The sequence below is a fragment of the Melioribacter sulfuriphilus genome (genome assembly GCF_051488685.1).
Lineage (GTDB): Bacteria > Bacteroidota > Ignavibacteria > Ignavibacteriales > Melioribacteraceae > Melioribacter.
Genome location: NZ_JBPSEH010000007.1, coordinates 200371 through 226124, shown reverse-complemented (window position 1 = coordinate 226124; position 25754 = coordinate 200371). Strand labels below are relative to the sequence as shown.

The 25754-nt window shown below is 37.3% G+C and carries 28 protein-coding genes; 9 read left to right on the top strand and 19 right to left on the bottom strand.

Annotated features, from left to right (window positions below):
* Nucleotides 1-327: a YbaB/EbfC family nucleoid-associated protein gene (locus ACSSV9_RS11130; RefSeq protein WP_437347357.1), complete on the bottom strand. Its 327-nt coding sequence runs from the start codon at nt 325-327 to the stop codon at nt 1-3.
* A 113-nt stretch (nt 328-440) separates the two neighbouring features.
* Between ACSSV9_RS11130 and ACSSV9_RS11125 the strand changes: the two genes are divergently transcribed.
* From ACSSV9_RS11125 to ACSSV9_RS11085, 9 genes are all read left to right on the top strand, one after another.
* On the top strand, nt 441-1094 hold the full coding sequence (locus ACSSV9_RS11125; protein ID WP_437347329.1) for a phosphatidylserine decarboxylase family protein: 654 nt from the start codon (nt 441-443) through the stop codon (nt 1092-1094).
* The gene (gene pssA / locus ACSSV9_RS11120; RefSeq protein WP_437347328.1) at nt 1087-1824 is read left to right on the top strand and encodes a CDP-diacylglycerol--serine O-phosphatidyltransferase; all 738 of its coding nucleotides are present in this window, start codon (nt 1087-1089) and stop codon (nt 1822-1824) included. Before ACSSV9_RS11125 ends, pssA begins: the two co-directional genes overlap by 8 nt.
* A gap of 1 nt (nt 1825) precedes the next feature.
* Nucleotides 1826-2086, top strand: a complete 261-nt coding sequence (gene purS / locus ACSSV9_RS11115) for a phosphoribosylformylglycinamidine synthase subunit PurS (RefSeq protein WP_437347327.1) — start codon at nt 1826-1828, stop codon at nt 2084-2086.
* 1 nt (nt 2087) lies between these two features.
* Nucleotides 2088-2783, top strand: a complete 696-nt coding sequence (gene purQ / locus ACSSV9_RS11110) for a phosphoribosylformylglycinamidine synthase subunit PurQ (RefSeq protein WP_437347326.1) — start codon at nt 2088-2090, stop codon at nt 2781-2783.
* A gap of 12 nt (nt 2784-2795) precedes the next feature.
* A complete protein-coding gene (locus ACSSV9_RS11105; protein WP_437347325.1) occupies nt 2796-3014 on the top strand; it encodes a Sec-independent protein translocase subunit TatA/TatB in 219 nt (72 codons plus the stop codon).
* Nucleotides 3015-3028: 14 nt separating this feature from the next.
* Nucleotides 3029-4459: an Asp-tRNA(Asn)/Glu-tRNA(Gln) amidotransferase subunit GatA gene (gene gatA / locus ACSSV9_RS11100; RefSeq protein ID WP_437347324.1), complete on the top strand. Its 1431-nt coding sequence runs from the start codon at nt 3029-3031 to the stop codon at nt 4457-4459.
* Nucleotides 4460-4539: 80 nt separating this feature from the next.
* A complete protein-coding gene (gene sucD, locus ACSSV9_RS11095; RefSeq protein WP_437347323.1) occupies nt 4540-5433 on the top strand; it encodes a succinate--CoA ligase subunit alpha in 894 nt (297 codons plus the stop codon).
* A gap of 16 nt (nt 5434-5449) precedes the next feature.
* A complete protein-coding gene (gene ndk, locus ACSSV9_RS11090) occupies nt 5450-5884 on the top strand; it encodes a nucleoside-diphosphate kinase (RefSeq protein WP_437347322.1) in 435 nt (144 codons plus the stop codon).
* 1 nt (nt 5885) lies between these two features.
* The gene (locus ACSSV9_RS11085; RefSeq protein WP_437347321.1) at nt 5886-6896 is read left to right on the top strand and encodes a DUF6263 family protein; all 1011 of its coding nucleotides are present in this window, start codon (nt 5886-5888) and stop codon (nt 6894-6896) included.
* 93 nt (nt 6897-6989) lie between these two features.
* Here ACSSV9_RS11085 and ACSSV9_RS11080 read toward each other — a convergent pair whose 3' ends face one another.
* The 18 genes from ACSSV9_RS11080 to ACSSV9_RS10995 form a co-directional block, all read right to left on the bottom strand.
* A complete protein-coding gene (locus tag ACSSV9_RS11080; RefSeq protein WP_437347320.1) occupies nt 6990-8297 on the bottom strand; it encodes an NfeD family protein in 1308 nt (435 codons plus the stop codon).
* Nucleotides 8298-8360: 63 nt separating this feature from the next.
* Complete coding sequence (gene speB / locus ACSSV9_RS11075) at nt 8361-9251, bottom strand: agmatinase (protein ID WP_437347319.1); 891 nt, start codon at nt 9249-9251, stop codon at nt 8361-8363.
* 56 nt (nt 9252-9307) lie between these two features.
* A complete protein-coding gene (gene yajC, locus ACSSV9_RS11070; protein ID WP_437347318.1) occupies nt 9308-9625 on the bottom strand; it encodes a preprotein translocase subunit YajC in 318 nt (105 codons plus the stop codon).
* Entirely contained in the window at nt 9626-10774 is a 1149-nt protein-coding gene (gene tgt, locus ACSSV9_RS11065; RefSeq protein WP_437347317.1) for a tRNA guanosine(34) transglycosylase Tgt, read from the bottom strand.
* 775 nt (nt 10775-11549) lie between these two features.
* Nucleotides 11550-12776, bottom strand: a complete 1227-nt coding sequence (locus ACSSV9_RS11060; protein ID WP_437347316.1) for a hemolysin family protein — start codon at nt 12774-12776, stop codon at nt 11550-11552.
* 3 nt (nt 12777-12779) lie between these two features.
* Nucleotides 12780-13652: a decaprenyl-phosphate phosphoribosyltransferase gene (locus ACSSV9_RS11055; protein WP_437347315.1), complete on the bottom strand. Its 873-nt coding sequence runs from the start codon at nt 13650-13652 to the stop codon at nt 12780-12782.
* Between the two features lie 2 nt (nt 13653-13654).
* Nucleotides 13655-15307: an acyl-CoA mutase large subunit family protein gene (locus ACSSV9_RS11050; protein WP_437347314.1), complete on the bottom strand. Its 1653-nt coding sequence runs from the start codon at nt 15305-15307 to the stop codon at nt 13655-13657.
* A gap of 20 nt (nt 15308-15327) precedes the next feature.
* A complete protein-coding gene (gene mutL / locus ACSSV9_RS11045; RefSeq protein ID WP_437347313.1) occupies nt 15328-17172 on the bottom strand; it encodes a DNA mismatch repair endonuclease MutL in 1845 nt (614 codons plus the stop codon).
* 12 nt (nt 17173-17184) lie between these two features.
* Nucleotides 17185-17655 carry a dihydrofolate reductase gene (locus tag ACSSV9_RS11040; RefSeq protein ID WP_437347312.1) on the bottom strand — a complete coding sequence of 157 codons (471 nt, stop codon included), beginning with the start codon at nt 17653-17655 and terminating at the stop codon, nt 17185-17187.
* Nucleotides 17656-17667: 12 nt separating this feature from the next.
* Nucleotides 17668-18594: an FAD-dependent thymidylate synthase gene (gene thyX / locus ACSSV9_RS11035; protein ID WP_437347311.1), complete on the bottom strand. Its 927-nt coding sequence runs from the start codon at nt 18592-18594 to the stop codon at nt 17668-17670.
* Between the two features lie 11 nt (nt 18595-18605).
* Nucleotides 18606-19760 carry a glycerate kinase family protein gene (locus ACSSV9_RS11030; RefSeq protein ID WP_437347310.1) on the bottom strand — a complete coding sequence of 385 codons (1155 nt, stop codon included), beginning with the start codon at nt 19758-19760 and terminating at the stop codon, nt 18606-18608.
* A gap of 9 nt (nt 19761-19769) precedes the next feature.
* Nucleotides 19770-20282, bottom strand: coding sequence for an HIT family protein (locus ACSSV9_RS11025; RefSeq protein WP_437347309.1), 513 nt, complete (start codon nt 20280-20282; stop codon nt 19770-19772).
* Nucleotides 20283-20381: 99 nt separating this feature from the next.
* The gene (gene fusA, locus ACSSV9_RS11020) at nt 20382-22478 is read right to left on the bottom strand and encodes an elongation factor G (RefSeq protein WP_437347308.1); all 2097 of its coding nucleotides are present in this window, start codon (nt 22476-22478) and stop codon (nt 20382-20384) included.
* A 37-nt stretch (nt 22479-22515) separates the two neighbouring features.
* Nucleotides 22516-22893, bottom strand: coding sequence for a hypothetical protein (locus ACSSV9_RS11015; RefSeq protein WP_437347307.1), 378 nt, complete (start codon nt 22891-22893; stop codon nt 22516-22518).
* Between the two features lie 9 nt (nt 22894-22902).
* On the bottom strand, nt 22903-23325 hold the full coding sequence (locus ACSSV9_RS11010; RefSeq protein ID WP_437347306.1) for a YtxH domain-containing protein: 423 nt from the start codon (nt 23323-23325) through the stop codon (nt 22903-22905).
* Between the two features lie 125 nt (nt 23326-23450).
* The gene (locus ACSSV9_RS11005; protein WP_437347305.1) at nt 23451-24032 is read right to left on the bottom strand and encodes a Maf family protein; all 582 of its coding nucleotides are present in this window, start codon (nt 24030-24032) and stop codon (nt 23451-23453) included.
* Nucleotides 24033-24041: 9 nt separating this feature from the next.
* A complete protein-coding gene (locus ACSSV9_RS11000) occupies nt 24042-24434 on the bottom strand; it encodes a hypothetical protein (RefSeq protein WP_437347304.1) in 393 nt (130 codons plus the stop codon).
* A 142-nt stretch (nt 24435-24576) separates the two neighbouring features.
* Complete coding sequence (locus ACSSV9_RS10995) at nt 24577-25011, bottom strand: zinc ribbon domain-containing protein (protein ID WP_437347303.1); 435 nt, start codon at nt 25009-25011, stop codon at nt 24577-24579.
* Nucleotides 25012-25754 lie beyond the last annotated feature (743 nt).

The window sequence follows — 25754 nt, the reverse complement described above, 5'->3', positions numbered from 1 at the left end:
TTAGAATCCCGGTATATTCATTCCTGGTGGAATCATCCCTTTTGTAACGGAAGCTAATTCTTCTTCTGCCATTTTAGAAGCTGATTCCAGTGCTTTGTTGACCGCAGCGATAATCAGGTCTTCAATCATTTCTTTATCGTTGCTTTTAATGATTTCCTCATCTATATCGATCGAAATTATTTCTCTTTTCCCGTTGGCGGTTACTTTTACCATTCCGCCTCCGCTTTCTTCGGTCACGGTTTTATTGCCTAACTCTTCCTGCACTTTAGCCATTTCCGCCTGCATCTTTTGAATTTGCTTTAGCATGTTTTGCATGTTGAAATTCATCATTCCTCCTGTTTATAATATTCTTACCACAAAATTATCAAAAAAAATTAACACAAGAAATTAAGCAGATAAAATATTAGATTAGTATGGTTTATAAAAATCATTCTGATTAAATGATAACTAAATACGGGTTAAATACGTTCATCTTAATGGCGATAATTTCGTTGCTACTAATTATTGCTGGATTATTTGTTAATAATGGATGGATTAAGTACGGATTGATAATATTCGGTCTCTTTTTTTTGATATTCAATTTAAATTTTTTCCGTGACCCTGAGAGGACTCCACCGACCAGGGACGATGTAGTTGTGTCGCCTGCCGATGGAAAAGTATTATTTGTTAAGGAAGTCTACGAAAAAAGATTTATTGAGAGCGAAGCTATTCAGATTTCGATATTTATGTCGCCTCTGGATGTACATGTAAATCGAATCCCGATTGACGGCAAAGTTGAATACCTGAATTATGTTGAAGGAGATTATCTCATGGCATTTTACGATAAATCGGATTCGAGAAATGAACGTACTGAAATTGGGATCCAATCGAAATATGGCAAAGTACTTTTTACACAAGTGGCAGGTTTTATAGCCCGAAGAATCATCTACGAAATCAAAAAGGGCGACACTGTAAAAATGGGCGACCGTTTTGGTATGATTAAATTCGGCAGTCGTTCAGATATAATCGTGCCGAAAAAATTGACCCCTGTTGTAAAGCCAGGAGATAAAGTTAAAGCCGGCGAATCAATTTTATTTGAGTACAAAAATGATTAATTCAAAATCTTTTGTTGCCAATTTTGTGACCTCGCTCAATTTATTTTGTGGTTTCCTGTCGATTGTTAATACTTCGCACGGGAATTTTAAATTAGCTGCAATCTTCATTATTATGGCTGCAATTTTCGACACACTCGATGGAATTATTGCCCGACTTTTGAATACCTCAAGTAGATTTGGAGTAGAACTCGATTCACTTTCGGATGTTGTCAGTTTTGGAGCAGCACCGTCGTTTTTGATTTATAAAGCTTACACATACCAATTCGGACTACCGGGAATAATTGCCGGTTCACTTATACTGATTTTCGGAGCATTCAGGCTGGCGCGTTTTAACATTACAATCGGAGATCTAAACACAAAAGGAGATTTTACTGGATTGCCAATACCTCTTTCGGCATTAACAATTTCTACCTTAGTATTTTCTTATTCTTCCGATTCAGGCATGAACAAACCGTTCAACATTTTCATTATACCTCTGATATTGCTATTGTCATTTTTGATGGTTAGTAAAGTTCGATACAATGCTTTACCAAAATTGAAGGATAAGAAATTAAAAGAAAAACTCATTTTATTTTTCACATTGATTATTTCTTTAATTCTTGCATTTGCAACAAACGGAAGAATTTTGTTCTTCATTTTTCTATCTATAGTTCTCTTTGGTATATTTAGGCATCTTTATTTTTTCTTTTTTTCAAAAAATCAGATTTTAGAAACGACGCAGGAGAAGTAAAGTGTTCAAAGCAACTGTAATTGTTAAAAGAAGACCTACAATATTGGACCCTCAGGGTAAAGCTGTAGAACAGGGCGCCAGGTTACTCGGATTTAATAACGTAAAAAACACTCGCATTGGAAAATATATCGAATTTTATATCGACACAGACGACAGGGAAGCTGCAGAAAAAGAATTGAAAGAATACAGTGAAAAGCTGCTGTCGAATCCCATAATGGAAGATTTTGAATATCATTTAGAACAAGTAAACCTGAAAAATTAAAATGAAGATAAAATTTGGTGTTGTAGTTTTTCCAGGCGCTAATTGCGACCACGATGCTTATTATGCTGCAAAAAAAATACTCGGTTACGATGCCGAATTCTTGTGGCATAAGGAACCCGACTTGAAAGGTTCGAACGTTATACTTTTGCCGGGTGGTTTTTCATACGGCGATTACCTAAGAACCGGCGCAATTGCTCGCTTTTCCCCCATTATGGAAGAAGTGATTAAATTTGCAAAAAGTGGAGGAATAGTAATCGGGATCTGTAATGGATTTCAGATACTGCTGGAATCTGGTCTACTACCTGGCATTATGCAAAAGAATATCAATCTTAAATTTATTTGTAAGGATGTTTATTTAAAAGTAGAAAATAAGAATACTCTCTTTACAAAATTAGTTGACAAAGATGTAATAAAAATACCAATAGCGCATGGCGAAGGTAATTATTATGCCGACGAAAAAACACTGAACGAACTCGAAAAGAATAATCAAGTAGTATTCCGTTATTCCGACCGTAAAGGCGCTGTTACACCGGCGGCAAATCCAAATGGCTCGCTCAATAACATTGCAGGAATAATAAATAAGGAAGGGAATGTGCTCGGCATGATGCCACACCCGGAAAGGGCATGCGATACTGCTTTGTCCAGAACCGATGGAGCTCTAATTTTCAAATCGATTGCTGAAAGTATTTATAAATAAGGAGGAGGAATTATGTTTGGCAATTTAGGTGCATCTGAAATTATATTGATTGTGTTAGCAATACTTATACTTTTCGGCGCAAAAAAAATTCCAGAAGTAGCTCAGGGAATAGGTAAAGGAATGAGAGAATTCAAAAAAGCAATGCGAGAAGTGGAAGAAGATATTAAATCGATCGATAAAATCGATACAAAGAAAGAAACCGAAAAAGGAAAATCTGAAACTTCAAATTAATTACGGTGCTTAAATTGGCTCAATATAGAAATCATTTTGAGAAAATAGAATTAATTAAATCAGGAAAGATTTCCTTAAGAAAAAACATTGAAGAATTTTTGCATAAGGTTGAAGACAAAAAAGAACTCAACGCTTTTAATTTTGTTTTTGATGATGCTTTATTGCAAGCCGAAAAGGTCGAAGAAAAAATTAAGAAAGGTAGTGCAGGCAAACTTGCCGGCATGGTAATATCGATCAAAGACGTGCTCTCTATCAAGGGTCGCCCGATGACGTGTTCGTCGAAGATATTAAAAAATTACGAAGCAGTTTATACAGCCACAGCAGTTCAAAAATTACTTGATGAAGATGCAATAATTATTGGTAAGACAAACTGCGACGAATTTGCTATGGGTTCATCGAACGAGAACTCGGCATTCGGCGTCGTTCGTAATCCACACGATACGATGCGTGTACCCGGGGGCTCGAGTGGAGGTTCAGCCGTTTCGGTAGCTGCGAATTTGTGCGACGCCTCGCTTGGAACCGATACGGGCGGTTCGATACGTCAACCAGCTGCATTCTGCGGCGTATACGGCCTTAAACCTACTTATGGGCGAGTGTCAAGATACGGACTTACTGCATTTGCCTCTTCGTTTGACACTATCGGTCCTTTTGCTAAATCGATCGAGGATATTGCTTTGATAATGAGTGTTATTTCAGGAAAAGATCCGAAAGACTCCACAAGTCATGATATTGAAGTTCCAGAATTTACATTAAATGACGACACTGTAGAAAAATATCGTGTCGGGATACCGAAAGAATATCTCAATCCTTCAAGCGAGGGCGGGCTCGATTCGGAAATTAAAGAAGCCATCGAAAAACAAATCGGTCTTTTGAAAGAAAACGGCTACGAGATTAAGGAAATTTCACTCCCCCACACCGAATATGCAATTGCAACCTACTATATATTGACCACTGCCGAAGCTTCGTCCAATCTATCGCGTTTTGATGGTGCGCATTACGGTTTTCGTTCGGAAAAAGCCAATAACTTGTTCGATATGTACACCGAATCGCGAACCGAAGGATTTGGCAAAGAAGTTAAACGTAGAATTATGCTGGGAACCTATGTTCTTTCAGCTGGTTATTACGATGCTTACTATAGAAAAGCTCAGAAAGTACGTCGCCTGCTTAAAGAAGATTTCGATAAAGCATTTCAACAAGTTGATATTATATTGACTCCCACAACGCCTACAGTCGCTTTTAAAATTGGTGAAAAATCAGCTGACCCTCTTCAAATGTATTTGAGCGACATTTTTACAACGCCGGCCAACCTTGCAGGTATACCCGGAATCAATATTCCAGTTGGTAAGAACTCAGAAGGACTTCCTATTGGTCTACAACTGATGGCCAATCATTTTGAAGAATTAAAACTGCTGCGATTTGCCAAAAAGCTGGAGATGATGCAGTAAATTAAATCAATAAAATTCGGGTATATTTGAATTTCCTTTCTTAATTTTGTAAGAAATATAAACAAAATACGGGTAAAATTATGAGTATCCTTCTCGACAAAAGAACACGCGTTTTAGTACAGGGAATAACCGGTGGTGAAGGTTCGTTTCATACGCGACAAATGCTCGAATACAGAACCAGAGTTGTTGCCGGTGTAACTCCGGGCAAAGGCGGTCAGAAATTCGAAGATACCGACATTCCTATATTCAATACTGTCAAAGAAGCAGTTATCGAAACCAAAGCCACAGCGTCGGCTATTTTTGTACCCCCGGCATTTGCAGCCGATGCAATTTTAGAAGCGGCTGACGCTGGCATTAAATTGATCGTCTGTATAACCGAAGGAATTCCGGCGAGGGATATGGTTCAAGTCTATAATTCTTTGAAAGGAAAAGATGTACGTTTGATCGGTCCTAACTGTCCAGGCATTATATCGCCAGGCAAAGCTAAAATTGGTATTATGCCAGGCTTTATTCATAAAAAAGGAAAAGTTGGTATAGTTTCGAGAAGTGGAACTTTAACATACGAAGCAGTTAAGCAACTATCCGACCTCGGCATTGGTCAATCTACCTGTGTTGGTATTGGAGGCGATCCAGTAATCGGTTCTCGTTTTATCGATATTATTAAACTGATGAACGAAGACGAAGGAACAGAAGGAATTGTTATGATCGGAGAAATTGGAGGCACTGCCGAAGAAGAAGCAGCAGAGTATATCAAAAAATATGTGAAGAAACCTGTTGTCGGTTTTATTGCCGGTCGTACTGCTCCTCCAGGAAGACGGATGGGACATGCAGGAGCAATTATTTCTGGCGGAAAAGGTACAGCAGCCGAAAAAATGGCAGCTCTCAAAAAAGCTGGTATTTTTGTCGTTGAAAGCCCTGCTGAAATTGGAATTACAATGAAAAAGGCTTTAGAAAAAAAATTAAAAAAGAAATAAATAACGGAGGAATAAATTGAGCAGAACATTAGCTATTCTTAAACCGGATTGTGTTCGCAAAGAATTAATCGGAAAAGTAATTAGTCACATTCAAGAAGCAGGATTTAAAATTGCGGCAATGAAAATGGTTAAACTTACTGCTGATGCCGCAAAAGGATTTTATGAGGTACACAAAGACAGACCATTTTTTCAGGAATTAATTGCGTATATGACTTCAGGTCCGTGTGTACCAATTGTACTTGAGAAAGAAAATGCCGTTGAAGACTTCCGTAAATTGATTGGAGCCACCGACCCGTCTAAAGCCGAAGAAGGTACAATCAGAAAAATGTATGCCGAAAACATTCAGGAAAATATAGTACACGGCTCTGATTCAGACGAAAATGCTGCAAAAGAAATTTCTCACTTCTTTTCAAGAAAAGAACTTTTAGAAATTAACGGATGGGAAGAATAAAATGAAAAATATTTTAACCGCTCTGTTTCTCTTTGCACTGATTGCAGGATGTTCGGGCGAAAAGGAAAATAAACAAGAAGAAACAGAACTTAAACAGATCGATCTAAAAGGTCAGAATGTGACTATCGACTATAAATTCTCCAAAGGGGATGAGGTAAAATATAAACTGACTACAATTACAACAGCTAAAGAAACCATTCAAGCCGATACTCTCATTGAATCGCGATCGAATGAAAATACGGTTTACCAATTCGATATTAAAGTTATCGAAGTCGAACCCGACAACACTAGCGAACTGGACATTACAATTTCGTCATTAAAGATCAATGCGGATATCAACGGCCAGAAATTTGTCTACGATGCCAGCGCCAAGAACAATAAGGAACAGAATCAAAAATTCATTCAGTACTATGCAATTCATAATGTGCCATATCGTGCACGGGTTAGCAAAAAAGGTGAAGTGCTTGAAGTTTCACGTCTCGATAAAATGGTCGATAAAATGAATTCTTTACAACCTGAGAATCAGAAACTTACGACAGAACAAAAAGTTCAGCTTTCTAAAAGTATTGGTGATGCAATAATTCGTCCTCTTACTCAATTAATTTTCCGGGAGCTTCCGACTAAAAAACTGGCAAAAGACTCTACCTGGGTTAAGACCTACCCTTCTCAACTGAGTGTTTTTAACATCAACAACAATGTAAGATATAAAGTGGATGGTTTTGTTGAATATGATGGTAATCGTGCCATAAGTGTTAGCGCTAATTTAAAAACTACCTGGACGGGAAACAAAAGCGGCGAGGAAAACGGCATTAAGTACAATTTCGAAGATCCGAAAATTAACGGCGAAGGTAAAATCCTTTTCGATATCGACAGAGGTCTTTTGATTAAGTCGGAGACTGGAACTACAGTTGAATTAAAAGCAAATCTCGAAATGATGAATTCAATGCAAAAGAAAATAAAGACCGTACGAAAAGATATTACGACAAATAAGAATATTATAGAGTTGTTATAAAAAAGGGGCTGTCTAAAAATTAACTTATAAAAAAAGCCACTAATTCACGTATTATGACGAATTATTAATTGAGATTTTTAGACAGCCTTTAATTCAATTCTTTCTTTCCACAATTACTTTCATGCCTTCAACTGCTTTGACGATTATGGGGCTGTCCCGCTGTATATAATCGCCTTCTGAAATAACGTCCACTCTTTTGCCGTCAATTAATGCAGTGCCTGATGGTCTTAAATCGGTATAGGCAATCCCCTCTCGCCCAACTAAGTCTTTCAAAGCTGGCAGAGTTCCGTAGCCGGATTTTTGTTCCACTTTTTTATCCAGTACCAATTTAGTGACAACGCTTGTTTTCGGCAGGAATTTCAACATCAGCGTCATTATAACAAGAGTAGTAAAGAGGGTCAAAGCAAGTTGTATTATCGCAAATGAAATAATATCCCAATCGATCAAAGGGAAATCCGAAACAAGTCCCAGAAAAAGACTAATGATCATAAGAGCAATGCCGCTTACTCCAAAGACGCCGAATCCAGGGACAATAAAAATTTCGATAAGAAGGAGAATTATACCTGCAATAAAAAGAATTATTTCAAGAGCCGAAGCAAGTTCGAGAATATAGCCACTACCGAAAAAGAGAGCTAAGCTAATCAATCCAATTGTCCCAGGCAGTCCCCAGCCAGGAGTTTTAATCTCTGTATAAAGTCCTATTAATCCAATCATAATCAATAACGAAGATACAAGAGGATGGTTGAGAAACCTAATTAAATCCTCGGCCCAGTTCGATTCAACAGTAATTAAACTCACATTTTTATATCCGAAAGCTTCTTTAATTTCCTCGATAGAAGAAAGGATTGTATCAGCCATACCGAATTCAAGAGCTTCTTCAGCAGTTAAAGTGATCAATTTTGTGCTGTCGTCCTGCAGGTCGGCAACTACGATGGTTTCGTCAACCATTCCCTGAGCTATGTCTGTTCGCCTTCCGTTTTTTTCTGCAGTTGCTCTCATTTCCGAACGCATGTAGGACTGATATTTTTCAGATTGTTTTTGGCCAGTTTGATCGACTACTGTAGAAGCACCCATCGAAGCTCCGGGAGTCATTACAATTTTTTCGCACGAGAGGGCTATTAATGCTCCTGCGGAAATTGCTCGCTTGTCGATAAATGCTATAGTTTTCACTTTGCTATTGATAATGGCATCTTTAATTTGAGTGGCTGCATCAACCCTTCCACCGAAAGTATTAATACGGAAGATGATTGCATCTGCCGTATTCTGCTCGGCTTCTTGAACTATTCTTTTTACATAAGGCGCCAGTCCAAGATCGATATCGCCTTCTATATTTCCATAGTAAACTTTTTGTGCAGATATACTTGAAAGAAAAGTAAGAACCAGCAGTAGTATTTTTTTCAATTTACCCTCTCGCTCAAATTTATGTTACTCTTAAATAACCAAATAGAACGATTAATTCAATATCTATCTGCCGGTAAAAGCATAATTAAGTATTTTATAAACAAGTTTGGCTGCCACAAAATTTGATGCAGGATGATATTTCGAGGGCGCCAGTTCAACCACATCGAATCCGACAATATTTTTTTCGGCTCCAACAATTTTCAGTAAATTCATCGTTTCGTCCCAGAAGAGTCCACCAGGTTCCGGTGTACCAGTAGCTGGCAGCAGCGAAGGGTCAAATCCGTCGACGTCAAATGTAATGTAGACGTTTTCGGTTAAGTTATTTACAACCAATTCCTGCCAGTTTTCACCGTACATTCCGGATTTAATTTCTCTGGCGTAGAAAGTTTTTATACCATATTTTTTTCTTAAATCCACTTCTTCTTTGCACTGAGCGCGGATTCCCACCTGAATGATGTTTTTGTTGAATTCGGCAATGCGAGCCATTACAGAGGCATGCGAAAATTTACTGCCATTATAACTATCGCGCAGATCTGAATGCGCATCGATTTGAAGAATCGAAAGATTCGGGAAACGTTCACTAAAAGCCATTACAGGTGCCGAAGAAATTGAATGTTCACCACCCAACAAAACAACAAATTTACCGTTGTCAATTTGACGCGCGGTTTCTTTGTAAATTTTCTTGAGAGAGTTTTCGATCGATAAATTCTTAAATTCTAACGGCTCGAGCGTACAGATACCCTTTTCGAAACAGAGTTCACGCTTCATTTCTTCGTCATAAAATTCAACGTAATGGGAAGCTTTCAGAATCTCTTCTGGTCCAGCAGCAGTACCTCTGCCGTAGCTGACGGTTCTTTCGAAAGGCACCGAAAGGATAACAATTTCAGACTCATCATAATTCGAATATTCTTTTTCGATTGCGAGAAAATTTTTCTTGATGCCTAAAACTTTCATCCATCCTCCGTAAAAGAAATAAGTAAAGCCCCGTTTATATTCGGGGCATTCGATAATTATTTGTCGTCTCGTAATATGGTAGCAATTGCCGCGCGTTCGAATTTCATTTTGACATTATTGCCAACATCGATCAGAACGGTTTTCTCATCCAGGCCGGCAACTGTACCGTAGAGTCCGCTGCTTAAAATCACTTTATCGCCCTTTTGGACAGAGGAGAGTAATTTTTCCCTCTCTTTGGCTCTTTTTTGCTGCGGTCGAATTATCATGAAATAGAAGATTGCAAAGATGGCACCGAACATAATTAAAGTACTGATCAGTCCGCCCGATCCACCTTGTCCATTTGGAGGGGGAGCCATTGCTAATAATAAATCCATTTAATACTCCTTATTTAATTGTACATTTGTAGAAATAATTTCAACAATTTCTTTTTTCCATTCAACAAAACTTCCGTAGAGGATTTTTTCTCTGGCTGTTTTAACCAGATTTAGATAAAATGTCAAATTATGAATAGAAGACAACTCCAAAGCTAATATTTCTTTTGCATTAAATAAATGCCTTAAATATGACTTGCTAAAATTTTTGCACGTATAGCAATTGCATTGAGGGTCAAGCGGTGAAAAGTCGTATTTGTAAGCTGCGTTTCTTATCGACACGATGCCTTGAGAAGTAAAAAGATATGAGTTTCTGGCGTTGCGAGTAGGCATAACGCAGTCGAACATGTCCACGCCTCGTTCAATTGCTTCTAAAATATTTTCAGGACGACCAACGCCCATCAAATATCTCGGTTTATCTTCAGGCAAAAAATCGGTTGTGAAGTCAACCAATTCGTACATCATTTCAGTAGGTTCGCCAACGGCCAGTCCTCCGATAGCGTAACCGTCGAAATCCAATTTTAATAAATCCTTAGCTGACAATTCTCTTAAATCTTTATAAACGCTTCCCTGTATTATACCGAACAAAGACTGTGAATGACCATATAACGGCTGTGTCGATTCGAAAGCTTCCTTATTTAATATCGCCCATTTGCTTGTTAATTCAGTTGACTTTTTCGCATAATCATAGTCGCAAGGATACGGAGTACATTCATCCAGCGGCATCATAATATCCGAACCGATACTTCTTTGTATTTCAATTACTTTTCGCGGCGTAAAGTGGTGAATCGAACCGTCGAGGTGCGATCTGAATTCCACGCCGTCGCCTTTTAATTTTCTCAATTCTGTCAGGCTATAAACCTGGAATCCGCCACTGTCAGTAAGAATCGGCAACTCCCACGACATAAATCGATGCAATCCACCCGCTTGCTCCAATACATCAGTACCTGGACGTAAATATAAATGATATGTATTGGACAATATGATCTTTGCCTGAATTTCTTCTTTTAGAATTTTAGGCGAGACTGCTTTAACTGTGCCTTGAGTACCAACAGGCATAAAAATAGGTGTTTCGATTTCACCGTGCTCCGTGATTATCCTCCCTGCACGTGCTTTTGAGCCTTTATCCTTTTTTTCTAATTTGAAATCCATTATCCTCAAATATTTTTAGAGTCGAAATATATAAATATTTCTACCTCTTTTAATGAAAAATCAAATATAAATTTTGTGCAGATTTCAATTAAAGCCAAACTTAAGTACCCTCAATGAATAACAATTGTTTTTTCATTCATGCATTAACGACTACCTTATTTAATTTTTGCAAAGCAGTCGAAGAATATTCTAAAAAAGTCACTATATATTAACCTGAAATGATTATTAAATAAATCAGCGCAAGTCATTATATTTATTTAAGTTATATTTTCTTTTTTGATAATATTAATATCATTAAACTCATTATAAACTTCGGTCCATTTACTCACCATGACTTTGCAAGTCGATATAACTATGATCCCCAGTTAGGTCTGAAGTCCCCGCAATACTTCATAATTTTACCAGCTCATATAAATTAAACTGACTGAATACTGCTCTAATTTTTCGGAAAGGATTTAAATCAAAAAAATGATAAATATTTTTCAATTGTTGAAGTTATATGAGGTATATTCTTTTGGTATTTTATATAACTTCATTTTCATAGATAATGCCGTGCTCCCTTCGCAATCAAACAGATTTTTAACGTTTTTCTAATTTTCTTCTAAAAACCCTATATTTGAATCGAACGTCACAAATCTTCTTATAATTAAGATGTATGAGTTACATATTTTCTTGTAATATTCTCAATATGGAAGAATCTATAATTAGAATGGTGTCATCGATTAGATTACAAAAGCAAAACTTCACAATAGACTTACAAGTCATTATTATTCAATCAATTAGAATCTTTCACATAAAGTTTAACCAGGTCGATTTTCTTTTTATCCGATTTAAGAATCTGGATTGAAAAATTGTCGATGTTAAACGATTCATCTTTGCGAGGAATGCGACCAAGTTTTGTAGTTATATAACCCGCGAGGGTTTCGTAATCACCTTCTTCGATATTCAAATTAAATTCCTCGTTTAAGTAGTCTATTTCGACTTTCCCGCTCAGGATATAAGTTTGCTCCCCGATTTTTCTGGCAATAATTTCGTCGACGTCGTATTCGTCTCTAATTTCTCCAAAAAGTTCTTCTATCAAATCCTCAACAGTAATTATTCCGGCCGTGCCACCGAATTCATCGACAACCACAGCAAGTGAAAATTGTTTGCTTAAAAATTCATTCAGCATTTCAAGACTTTTTTTTGATTCGGGTACAAATGTCACATCACGCAATACAGACTTCAATTCTTCTGGCATTTTTAAAAAATCTTTAACGAGCACCATTCCTTTTATGTTATCGAGGTTTTCTTCATAAACAATCAATTTTGAATAACCCGATTCGATAAATGTCTCGAGCACTTCGTCAGTTGAAGAATTGATATCGACTCCCACGATATCCGTTCGTGGAGTCATGGCTTCGTAAACTTTCTGGTCACGGATTTCGATTATTTTATTGATTATATCGGACTGTTCTTCGTCTATTTTTTGTGCTTGACTGCTTTCAACAATTAAATTCTGGATATCGTCTCTGTCAATTTCATTAACTGCATCTTCTTCCTCTCTTGCATCAATTCGTTCAACAATTGAAGATATTCTGGAAGTAGCTGCAATGAAAGGAGAAAACAAAATTGACAAAATTCTTATTGGCACTGAGGACATAAGCGTCAGCGCGTCTGCCACTTCCCTACCGATATATTTGGGAATTAATTCACCAAAGAGTAACAAGAACAAAGTAGATATTATCAATATTTGGAATTCATTGTAACCAAAGTAATTCAACAAGAAATAAGATGAAATCGAAGCAAAGGAAATATTAACAATGTTGTCGGAAATTAAGATAGTAGAAAAAAATGCTGCAGGTTTCTGAACAAAATAAAATGCCGTTTTTGCATAATAATTTCCTTTCCTAGCCCGTATTTCAAGCTTAATTTTATTAGCGACGATATATGCAATCTCAGCCGAAGAAAAAAAAGCACTTGCAATTAATAATAAAATCAAAATCAGTAAATCATTTACCATAGATTAACCATAAATTATCACTATTACACATAAAATATACAAAATTGCGTTCAAAATAGTCGGAATATCAGACAATACAAGTTCGGCTGGGTCTTCTCCTCGGTTTTGTTTTATTGCCAGATAGAGATATCGGAAAACTCCATAGATAACGAATAATACTGTATACACGAGAGCTTTTGTGTCGAATTCTCGTAATGTATGTTCTGAAATTGAGTAGAGGGAGTAAGAAATAATTATTCCTCCGCCGGTTATTGCTATCAGTATATTGAAGAGTTCCATCGAATAATCGGCCAGAACTTTCCTCTTTAATTCTATTTTTTCATAAGTAGAATATTCAACCCTTCGCTTTATAACCGCCAGGAAGAGCGATATGAATACGGTAGCAAGTATCAGCCATCCAGACAATTCAACGTTGATTATTACAGCACCACCAGCCACTCTCAATAAAAATCCAAATGCTATTATCATCACATCCAGTATAACCATGTTTTTAAGGTAGAGTGTATATAAAAAATTTATGATAATATAGGTTGCAAGGATAAAAATAAATTGAGTATTAGAAGTGGATAAAATAAAAATCAACAGGATTAAAATTGTAGCTGCTATAAAAAGTGATTCTTTTATAGAGATTTTCCCGCAGGCAATTGGTCTGTCTTTTTTTACGGGATGTGAGCGGTCATATTCGACATCGAAAATGTCGTTTATGATATAAACAAATCCTGAAGCCAGTGAAAAAGAGAAAAATGCCATAAGCGCTAGCAATAAGCTGTTCGGGTCGAGTAAACTTTTCGAAAAAATTAACGGGACAAATACAAACAGATTTTTAATCCAGCTTTTGACCCGAACCAGTCTTAAGTATTGTACAAATTTATCCATAGTTAAAATACAGGTACGTCAGTATAAGTACCGAAATATTTTTTAAGTTCAGCGACCATTTCGCCGAGTGTAACATATTTTTCGGCTGCTTCGATTAACGGTGGCATAAGGTTCCTCCCGTCTTTAGCTGCGTTACCAATATTTTCGAGCGCTTTATTGACATCGTTTTGATTTCTGCTGTTTCTCAATTCTGCCAGTCGTTTCCTTTGCTCAATTTCTACTTCAGGTGGAATTTTGAGTATCGGAATATCGATACTCTCATCGGGATCGACAAATTCATTTACGCCTACAATTATTTTTTCTTTACTCTCGAGTTGAAGCTGATACCGATAAGCGGAATTGGCAATTTCTTTCTGGAAATACCCAGCTTCGATGGCTGGAATAACTCCACCGAGTGCGTCAATTTCTTGAAAAATTTTTTCGGCGCCGGCTTCCATTTCATCTGTAAGTTTTTCGATGAAATAACTGCCACCCAATGGATCAACTGTATTAATTACCCCGGTTTCGTAGGCGAGCATTTGCTGAGTTCTCAGGGCAATTTTCACAGCTTTTTCAGATGGGAGTGCTAAAGTCTCATCCATCGAATTTGTATGGAGTGACTGCGTGCCTCCGAGTACTGCAGCAAGCGCCTGATATGCTGTTCGGACGATATTATTTTCTGGCTGTTGTGCCGTTAATGTACAGCCAGCAGTTTGAGAATGGAATCGCAACCACCAAGAGCGTGGATTTTTGGCTTTATAGACTTCTTTCATACGTCGTGCATAAATTCTACGAGCAGCTCTAAATTTGGCAATCTCTTCAAAAAAGTCGAGGTGAGAATTAAAGAAAAACGAAAGTCTTGGAGCGAACGAATCGATATCCATACCCCGTTCAAGGCAAGCTTCGATATAAGCAAAGCCATCTGCTAAAGTGAAAGCCAATTCCTGAACAGCGGTTGAGCCGGCTTCTCGTATATGATATCCGCTTATTGAAATCGGATTCCATTTCGGTGTTTCTTTGCTACAATATTCGATCATATCGACAATTATTCGCATCGATGGCCGCGGCGGAAAGATAAATTCCTTTTGAGCAATGAATTCTTTCAATATATCGTTTTGAAGCGTGCCGCTGAGCGAGTCGAATCTCAATCCCTGCTTTTTTGCAACTGCAAGATAAAATGCAAATATCATTGCAGCGGGCGAGTTAATAGTCATCGAAGTCGAAACTTTGTCGAGTGGAATATCTTTGAATAGGATTTCCATATCGAGGAGAGATGATACAGAGACGCCACAAATTCCGACTTCTCCCCTGCTCATTTCAGCATCTGCATCCCACCCCATCAAAGTGGGGAGATCGAATGCAACTGACAAGCCCGTTTGACCTTTATCGAGGAGATACTTAAAACGTTGATTTGTATCTTCGGGCGTACCGAAACCAGCAAACTGGCGCATTGTCCAGATTTTACCCCTGTATCCTGTAGTATGAATTCCGCGAGTAAAGGGATACTCACCCGGAAAACCGATATCCGACAAATAATCTTTCCCTTCGATATCGTCGGGAAAGTAACATTCCTTTATGGGAAGGTCGGATACGGTTGAATATCTTCGAGGCACGGTCACCGATTCGGATAACCGGTCAAGATATCTTTCTTTTGCTTTTTTGTATTCGGATTCCATCGAAATCCTTTCTTTTTTTGTTAGGTTCTGCCGAAACGTTTATCGAATTCTTCGATCGGTATTTTAATTATTATCGGTCTGCCGTGTGGACAGACATACGGCATTGAAGTTGCAAAAAGTTTATCGACCAAGATGCGCATCTCTTTTTCATCGAGTTTATCGCCTGCCTTTATAGCTGCCTTACAGGAATATGATTTTGCAAGATTGTCTTTAACGTCGAGTATTTTCTCCTGCTGATTTTTTCTGTATTCGTGAAGAATTTCGAGGAGTGTATCGACTTCGTGTTCAGCTTTAAGATCCGAAGGGATGCCGATTATTTCTACACGATATTTTGGCTTGAATTTGAGTGTAAATCCAAGATTTGATAGATAAGGTTCAAGTTCTTTAGTTAGTTCATAATCCGCCGGATCCATATCAACTACCTGTGGAAAAAGGAGATGTTGTGAAAATGGGATATTTGCGTTAAATGAATTTAATGCCTGTTCGTAAAGGATCCTTTCGTGCGCCACATGCGCATCGATAATCATAAGTCCGCTTTTAATCTGAGAAAGAATATATTTGTTGTGAAGCAATACTATAAAGGGGGTTTCGCTTTCCCTTTCCTGAGTTGATTCGAATCTGTGGGTTATCTCCTTTTGCTGGGGTCTATTTTCAAACGGATGAGGTATCGATTCGGGGGCAGCGGCAGCATTAATCTCGTCGTCCATATGAAAGAGCCGCTTTAAGTCTTCTTCGCTATATTTTTTTGATTCCCTCTCAACTGCCGGTCGATCAGTAAAATCGTATCTTGCAATATTTCTAAAATTCTGAGGTCTTAACCTTTGTTCTAAAGTCCCGGTGTTATCTAAAGTAACCTGAGGCACAAGGTCATAACTACCGATTGTTTTTCTAATAACCGCATGAACGAACGCATAAATTTCTTTTTCGTCGTCAAATTTCACTTCGAGTTTGGAAGGGTGAACATTCACATCAACTTTTTTCGGATCGATTTCCATAAAAAGTACAAAGAAAGGATAGTCTCCTTTTTCGAGTATATTTTCGAATGCCGAAAAGACTGCATGATTAATTGTCTTATTAATCACGTAACGCTTATTCAAGAAAAAGTATTGTTCGCCTTTGCTCTTTCTGAGATAATTCGGTTTTGTAACATAGCCAGTAAGACCGATATAATCTGTAATTTCTTCGACTTCGAGCAGTGCCTCGTCGATATTGTCTGCAAAAACAGCTCTCATTCTGTCTATCAAATTCCCTTTTGGAAAATCAAACAACAGGTCATCATCGTTATAAAACTTGAATGAAATTTCTGGATGACTTAACGAAATGCGTTTAAAGGCCTCTATGATATGTTTCAATTCAGTAGCATTCGATTTTAAAAAATTTCTTCGGGCAGGTACATTGTAAAAAAGATTTTTAACTGTAACCGACGTACCTTTTTGAAATGCAATTTTTTCGACCAGCATTTCGCTGGAATCTGTAAATCTTATATAAGTTGCAAGCTGGTCTTCTTCACGTCTGGTTTTTATTTCGAGCTGGCTAACAGCAGCAATTGAAGCAAGGGCTTCGCCACGGAAACCATAAGTTGTAATTTTTTCGAGGTCGTCGATAGTACTAATTTTGCTGGTAGCATGACGCTGTGCACAAAGCTCAGCATCTTCTTGACTCATCCCATCGCCGTTGTCGATAACCTGAATGAGTGATTTTCCCGCATTTTTAATAATTACCTCAATTTCATTGGCACCTGCATCTATCGAATTTTCGAGCAGTTCTTTAACAACAGATTCGGGTCTGTTTACAACTTCGCCGGCAGCAATTTTATTGGCAATATTTTCCGGCAATATCTTTATTTTTTTAGATTTATTTCCCATTCGATCTTCACTTTAATTAATTCTAATATAATGATAAAGTAGGAAATCGTTAAACTCTTTTTTTGTCGTCGTCCATTCTTCCGGATGAAAAGGTGGGAATTGAGTATCCCCTTCAACATCAAATTTCATCTCCGATATGTACATTTCGCAAGCAATATCGATAAATGCTTCATAAACTTGCCTGCCGCCTATAATATAAATTTTCTCGTAACTATTGCAGTACTCCAAAACTTCATCTACATTATTTAACACAACCGTATTAACTATATTAATTTTATATTCCTTATTACGAGTTAACACAATATTGAGTCTGTTCTCGAGTGGCTTTGTAAGCGATTCCCACGTTTTGCGTCCCATTACAACGGGATGTCCATAAGTAATGTTTTTAAAGTGGTTTAACTCCTCTGAAGAATGCCAGGGTAATTTACCTTTATTGCCAATTATATTATTTCTCGATTTTGCAGTTATAATAATAATTTTCATGAAAAATAAAATTCATGCCCACGGTATTTGGATACCAAGCAAATTCAGTTTTTCTTCGAATTCGATTCTTTCTCTATTCCTTGCAAGACGGTTCTCGATTTTTTTAAGCCAGCCGTATTCTTCGGCCAGGCGTAAGACTTCATCCTTATCGCCTGAATTGATGGCTTTCAGAATGTTTAATTCAAGTGCTGAAAAATTAATACTGTTATAGATATAATCCATAAACGCTTCCCACGTTATTGGGCACCATCGGGCTACAATTTCCTTCCCGATAACCTCGGCATATTGACGGATCTCGTATTGTGCGTGCGAATCCATTCTTAAAGATATGAAGCGTAAAAGGTTGTGAAGGTCAATTTTCCAGTATGCTTCGGTGTATGTAGAAAGAGGCAAATCTTTACGGGCCTGTTCTCTTGCCACTCCTGCTTCTAATCTTTCTTTATAAATTTCACGTGCATAATTCTGAAATTGGATTTCTTTTTCCGAGAGAGTTTTACCAATTTCAGGGCTCAGAAAGCCATCGCTTCCCTGTTTATTATCTTTTGCCTGATATCTCCATTTATCTGGGTCAGTTCTTTGAGAAGCATCGATAGCAATTGAATACCGAGTGGAATATTCGTTAACGTTCGCAGTTCGATGTCGTATCCACTGGCGCCATGTATCCATCGGAACGCGCACGTGAAATTTAATTTCACACATTTCAAAGGGAGTGGTGTGGTGATTTCTTAAAAGATATCGAATTAGACCCCGATCTTCATTCACTTTCTTGGTACCCTTTCCATATGAAACACGAGCAGCCTGTACAATCGATTCGTCCGAACCCATATAATCAACCACTCGAATAAAGCCATCGTCTAAAACCGGGAATTTCTTTCCTAATATCAAATCCAGTTCTTTAACAGAAACTCGCTCTAAAATTTCATCTTTATTTTCCATCATAAATTCCGGTATTAATTTTTAATTGAAAATTGGTGCATAATTTCTTTCGATACAATTTTAGCCGCTATCAAAATCCCCTTCTCAATTTGTTCAATCGACTCTTCAAGAGTTTCGAAATATTCCGCCAGTTCAATTATATGAATATTTTCTTCTTCTGGTAAATCTCCTTCAGCTTCGCCGCACACGATGTAGACCGGAATTCCAGCACCGCTGAATTTATTCATTATTAAATACGCACCTTTTGAGTATTTACTCTGGAAATCGAATTTCCCCTCGCCTGTTAAAACTAAATCATAATGTTTGTCTTCTATATTGAGGTCTTCAAAAATAAAATTTTCAGCAGATTTTAATTTAGTGTCGAAGAACAATTGAAAAGCTGCAACCAGACCTCCACCAGCGCCATTGAGTTTTTCTTTCGTCTGTTCCTCGCAATTGAGTAGTTCAAGTATTTTTTCAAAACCTTTTTCTAAGACATTTAAGTCCCTCTCGGCAGCTCCCTTTTGACGAGCATATACCATCGTTGCACCTTCTTTGCCCAGAAGCGGATTGTTAACGTCGTGAACGATTGTAATTTTAAATGGGAATTCTTGTTTATTGTACTCAATTCTTTCCACTTTAAGAAAATTGGCTGGTATTGCTTCGAGCTTATTGTTATTTATATCGTAGAGTTCAAGTCCCAGGCAATTCATCATGCCAATCCCCATATCGTTCGTGGCAGTTCCACCAATACCAATTATCAATTCGTCTACATCAAGGAAACCATCATTCTTGCTTTCGATCAATTGTTCAATTAACTCGCCCATCCCTTTCGACGTAAGTAAAAGAGGATTCCTTTTATCGGCAGGCACTAAATTAAGTCCGAGAACCTGAGCAGATTCGATATAAACTTTTTTATCGAGAAGAGAATATCCGACGGGGCACAAAAATTTTTCGTCAGAATGAGGGAGTGTAATTTCGAAGTGAAGCAATTCCAGGCTAAAATAATTTTGTGCAACTTCCAAAAAGCCGTCGCCACCATCGCTTATTGGTTTATAATGAAACTCAATAACTTTTTTCAGGTCATCAGGAATAAGTCTATCAAATGCTGTTTGAAATAACGAAGCAATTTCGACGGAGTTAGCGCATTCTTTGAATGAATTGGGTGCAATTAAAATATTTTTTTTCATTTTGATTTCTTATTTCGAATTAGTTTTAAGTTTAGAATATGCTTCAATTAAATTCGACTTTGTATGGAGTAAATCCTGCGAAATTACTTTTACTTCACCGAGTACAGGGATAAAATTTGTATCGCCATTCCATCTTGGTACAATGTGAAAGTGGATATGCTCATCGATACCTGCACCAGCAGCTTTACCAAGATTTGCGCCAAAATTAAAACCATGCGGTTTCATTGCTAAATCGAGAGCTTTCATACTTAATTTAGTTACCTGCATAATGGTTTTCATCTCGTCGTCGGTTAAATCGTCGAAAGACGATAGATGTCGGTTCGGAATTACCATTATGTGTCCACTATTATACGGATACAGATTCAGCATTACATAGCATAAGTCAGTGCTAAAAACTTTCAGGGATTTTTCATCTTCGATTTTTTGATTTACGGCCTCGCAAAAAATGCATCGATTATCTTTCTTTTTATCCTTGAACGACTCGATATATTGCGAACGCCATGGCGACCACAGACGATCCATAAATCTCCTATAAATTTAATATAGAGGGAAAAAATAATTGACCCGTCAATCGGTAAAGTCGAATTGACGGGTCGTGAAATTGAGAACACCTTTGATTTATTATTCAGCCGCTTCTTCTTTATGTTTTTGATATTCTTCTATAATCTTAGCTTCCACTTCTTTTGGCACTTCTTCGTAGTGAGAGAAGCTCATCTTGAACATACCCCTGCCGGAAGTAAGACTGCGCAATTGGGTTGAATATTTATGCAGTTCAGCAAGTGGAACTTTTGCTTTTATAATCTGGAATGGAGATTCTGATTCCATTCCAAGTATTTTACCTCGTCGGCTCGAGATATCGCCCATAACGTCGCCCATATATTCTTCGGGAATTTTAACTTCCACATCATAAATTGGTTCGAGAATAACGGGTTTGGCTTCCATAAATCCTTTTTTGAAGGCCTGAGAAGCTGCAATCTTAAACGAAACTTCGTCGGAGTCTACAGTGTGATATGTGCCGTCGAACAAAGTAACTTTAACATCAACCACCTGGCTTCCTGTCAGAATTCCTTTCGACATAATTTCTTTCAAGCCTTTTTCGACCGCTGGCACAAATCTACCCGGGACCACACCACCTACGATAGCGTCAACAAATTCGAATCCCGCTCCTCGTGGCAGAGGTTCAAGTTTAAGGTGTACGTGACCATACTGACCCCTTCCACCCGATTGCTTTTTGTGTTTATATTCAGCGTCGTTGCAAACACCTTTTATTGTTTCACGGTAAGGAATTCTCGGTTCTACGAGGTCGACGTCAACACCATACCTATCTTTCAACAATTTTACAGCAAGATTTAATTGAAGCTCGCCCTGTCCGGCAATAATTGTCTGCGAAATTTCAGGGTCGTATTTCGAAATCAAAGTCGGTTCTTCTTCGTGTGCCGTATGCAAAGCAGCAGAAATTTTATCTTCATCGCCTTTAGCTTTCGGTTGAACCGCCATTCTTATTACCGGCTCCGGATATTCGATTTCCGGCAGAACAACCGTGAAATTCTTCGAACAAAGAGTGTCACCTGTATGACTGTCTTTCAGTTTAACGACAGCCCCGATATCACCAGCTTTAAGGCTACTTACTTCAGTTCTGTTGTGACCGTTCAAAATAAAGAGCTGCCCGATTCTTTCTGTTTTCTCTTTATGCGTATTAACAAGATCCATACCTTGTGTAACAGTACCTGAATAAACTTTGAAAATTGAAAGCTCGCCCACGTGTTGTTCGGAAAGAGATTTAAAGATAAACAATACTGTTTCGCCTTGCGGGTCGCATTTAATTTCAACCGGGGCACCGCTCTCTTTCATTTTAGCCTGGAATGGTTTTCTATCGGCCGGTGACGGAAAATACTTTTCAACAAAATCGAGGAATGTATTTGCGCCTACCCCTTTTGTAGCAGCCATAGGGAAGGCGGGAATCAGAGTTCCATTTATAATTGCTTTTTTAATTCCAACTACAAGATCTTCTTCGGATAATGTACCTTCCTCAAAAAACTTATTCATCAAATCTTCGTCGGATTCTGCAACTTTTTCGATTAATTCTTCTCTCAGTTTTTCTGCCTGTTCTTTTAGATTTCCAGGAATATCTTCCAGAGTAACCTTTTTCGAACCTGCATCGCCGTAGATGACAAGCTTCATTTTAATTAAATCGACAACAGTATTGAAATTTAGACCTTCGCTTGCTGGAAAAGCAACCACACTTACATCTGGCGAAAGTCTTTTCTTTGCAACTTCAATTGTTTCAAAGAACCTGGAGTGTTCATTATCAACTTTGTTAACAATTATTGCTGATGGAATATTATATTTTCTTGCGTACTCCCATGTCAATTCGGTACCGACTTCAATGCCTTCGGCACTTTTAATTACCGATACGGCAACGTCGGAAACATAAAGACTAGAAATTACCTGACCGATAAAATCGGGAAATCCGGGAGTATCGATCAAATTAATTTTTTTATTGTTCCACTCAATATGGAGTGGTGTAGCATAGATAGAAATTTGTTTTTCAATTTCATTCTGGTTAAAGTCAGATACAGTATTACCTTCTTCAATTTTACCAATTCTATTAATAGCGCCGGATGTAAAAAGGAGTAATTCGGAGATGGAAGTTTTACCGCTTCCGCCGTGTCCAATTAGTGTTATGTTTCGGATTGCATCTGGATTATACTCTTTCAAGATGAAGTCTCCTTATAATATTTATCAATCGAGAAATTTATTTTCGTGTAAGTGTAGACCAAAAAGCCCGAAGACCTTTCACAACGGCTCTTAAATTCGATATGAAATTAGCGGCTTTCTCTTCTTCTTTCAGAATTTTTGTCGTTTTAAATAAACTTACTTTTTCCTTGATCCTCTGAATTGACGAATCAATTTCCATCCAGTAGTCTTCAACATCTGTGATAATTTTTTTAGCTCTATCGACGGTATCGTTTAGATTGTCGACAGCTGGAATAGTCTTATCAATCAGCATCTCAATATCTTTACGAAGGGCTTTGAGATTTTCTGTAATTATCCTCAGATAGATAATCAAAAAAACGCACAAAGATATTGCCGCTAATATTAAAACACTCAATAAAATATCGATTAAAGTCATGATTAGCTATTAAGATTTCTTTTCTGAACGATAAGCATCTACACCTGCTTTAACGGCAGCTTTTAATTTATCGCTTTCTTGTTCCACTTTTTCAATGCCACTATGAACAACTTCGGAGGCTTTGGCTTTAGCGTCTGTCAAAACTTTTTCGGCCTCGTCTAAAAGCGCGTCTACTTTTTGTTTTGCTTCGGCCACCAATTTTTCGGACTTTTTCTTACCTTCATTTATCAACTGATTTGCCTTATCTTTTGCAACAGCCAGATACGATTCTGCGTCGTCCATCAAATCTTTTGACTTAAGGCGAATATCTTCTCTTAATTCTTTCCCACTTTTAGGTGCAAACAACAATCCCAACAATGAACCGATGGCTGCTCCAGCCAAAAGACCGATCAAAACTCCTTTTCCAAAACTTCTTGATTCGTCGTTATGCATATAATCCTCCTGTGTCTGTTTTTAAGTGTTGTAAAATAATAACAGACTTCTCTAAAATCAAGGTTTGAATGAGAATAGGGATCAATAATCAAAAAAAATAGTAATTGTAAAGCTCTATGAAAGCATCATTTAGCAATATCAAGAATTGCCCGATAAACTTTTGCAATTGGTAATCCAACTACATTATAATAACAGCCGTTTATTTTAGAAATAAAGAGGGCGCCGTAATCGTCCTGTATGCCATAAGCCCCAGCTTTATCCATAGGGCTACCACTTTCAATATAATTAATGATCTCTTTACGCTTTAATTTTCGAAACGTAACTCTGGTCTTTTCGTAATCAACAATTATACGTCCATTTGACAAATTCGCCACGACAAAACCTGTATAAACCGTGTGCGTCTTCCCGCTCAATTTCGAAAGTGTTTCAAATGCTTCCTTCTTTGTGCTGGGTTTACCGAGAATCTCTTTATTCAATACCACAATTGTATCTGCAGTAATTACAATTCCCTCATTTACTTTTTTTGAGGCAGCTCTGAATTTATCCAGAGCCAATCTTTTTACCGTTTGAACTGGATGTTCACCGTCTTTAACATTTTCTTTAACATCGACTGAGAACGACTTGAAATTAATATTAAGAAGCTTAAGAATTTTCCGCCTTCGCGGTGATTTTGAGGCAAGGTAAATAGGAATACTTTTAGGAATCATAGTGGACTTTTATCGGAACAATGCTTTAATACTGCCCCACGTACGTTTAACACTCGATACTCTATGAACTACATTATATGGAGCGCTGTAAGCCATTTGACCATCTTTGTCGACAATTTTCAGACGATAAGCATAAACGGCGTCAGTCGATTTAAATGCGGTCTGGTCGATATATTCATAACTCTTGTCGGGTTCTGGTTCAACTCTGGCAAGGAACATAAACTGACCACTTACCGTTCTACGTTCGATTTCGAAATGGCTAAGGTTGACTTCGCTTGAAGTTTTCCATGTAATTAGAACGTTATTATCCTGACTTTCTGCTTTAAATTCAAGGATGGTAGTCGGGGCATAGAGCAGGGTTGCGGAAAGCAATAGGGTCAATATGGTAAATTTTGTCTTCATATTTTCTTGTCAAATATATCGGAAGAGATTAAGATTGTCAAGTATTTATTTTTAATTGATTCTTGAAAGAACCTTTTAATGCTTTGAACTATTCTTCAATCATTATAATTGATCTTTTAATGAATATAAAAAACTACGAAAGTTAACCACGATCTTTAAGTATTTCATCGATAGCTTGCAAAGCTTCTGCTCGCCAGGAGTCACTGCCTCGTCTTTTCATCTTTTTCAGTTTATCTGTCGAATAATTGGAAAATTTATTCCTTAAGGATTCAATATCTTTCTCGTTTAAAATTGCCTTACCAATTTTTTTAGTTGTTTCCTCTTGACTATGAGATTCTCTTTCAATGATTGCGAGTTGAGAATTTATTTCATCCTCAGAAAATCGATGTCTACAAAAGGGGCATACTTTTGCTTCAAGTTTGATTATCTCTACACAATCAGGACACTTCTTAGTATGGAAAGAAATTTCATAGTGTGATTTAGTCCTATCCGATTTTTGGGTACTACATGCTTTGCTAAGTGGTGGTACTGCAATTAAAGATAGCAGAGCTATCAAACTGAAAACGAAACCCGACACAAACCAAGCAAAAGAATCACGTTTTTTTCCTTTTGCAATAAAAGAACAAAATGACCCAATAACTATTCATTGAAGAAAAAAATTATTATGGATTCCATTGTAATTTACTCCCTTTACAATCGTTAATTAGATGCAGCGAAACGCACAAATTGCAGCTTTTAAAAAACTTGTTTGTTAATGCTACTTAAATTCATGTGTCAGTTTAAAAAAACTTAGTTCTAACAGAACTATGATTTAGTAAACCTTGTAAAATCCTCATATTCACACCATTTTCACGCAGAACATTGCAAATGAATCTTCATACACATTGTAATATTTATGTGCTCTCACAGTTCAGGCATAATCTTTTTATTTGTGAAATAGTCAGATATGAAGAATTAATTACTATATAACCCTCCAGATAGATTACCTTATCAAAGGTAATTGATAAAGTTTTTTTTCCACGAAAAGTTTATCAATTTATTTTATTTATGTCAATAGCATAGCTTGATTTATTAAAAAAATTTAACTGCCACGTAATACCTAATATTACAGAAAAAAGCTTCTCATATAAGAAGAACATCTTATGGGTGATTTTGTTAAGGGGGAACCCAAAAAATTGATAGCTTTATGGAGCCTAAACTAATTAACCTCAGAAGAATCAGCAGTAAAATAAATATCAGTGTTAATAATCATAAAAGAGTAGCCGACATATAATGTATTAATAAGCAGCGGCAAAGATATTTTTTTATTGCACAGCTGGA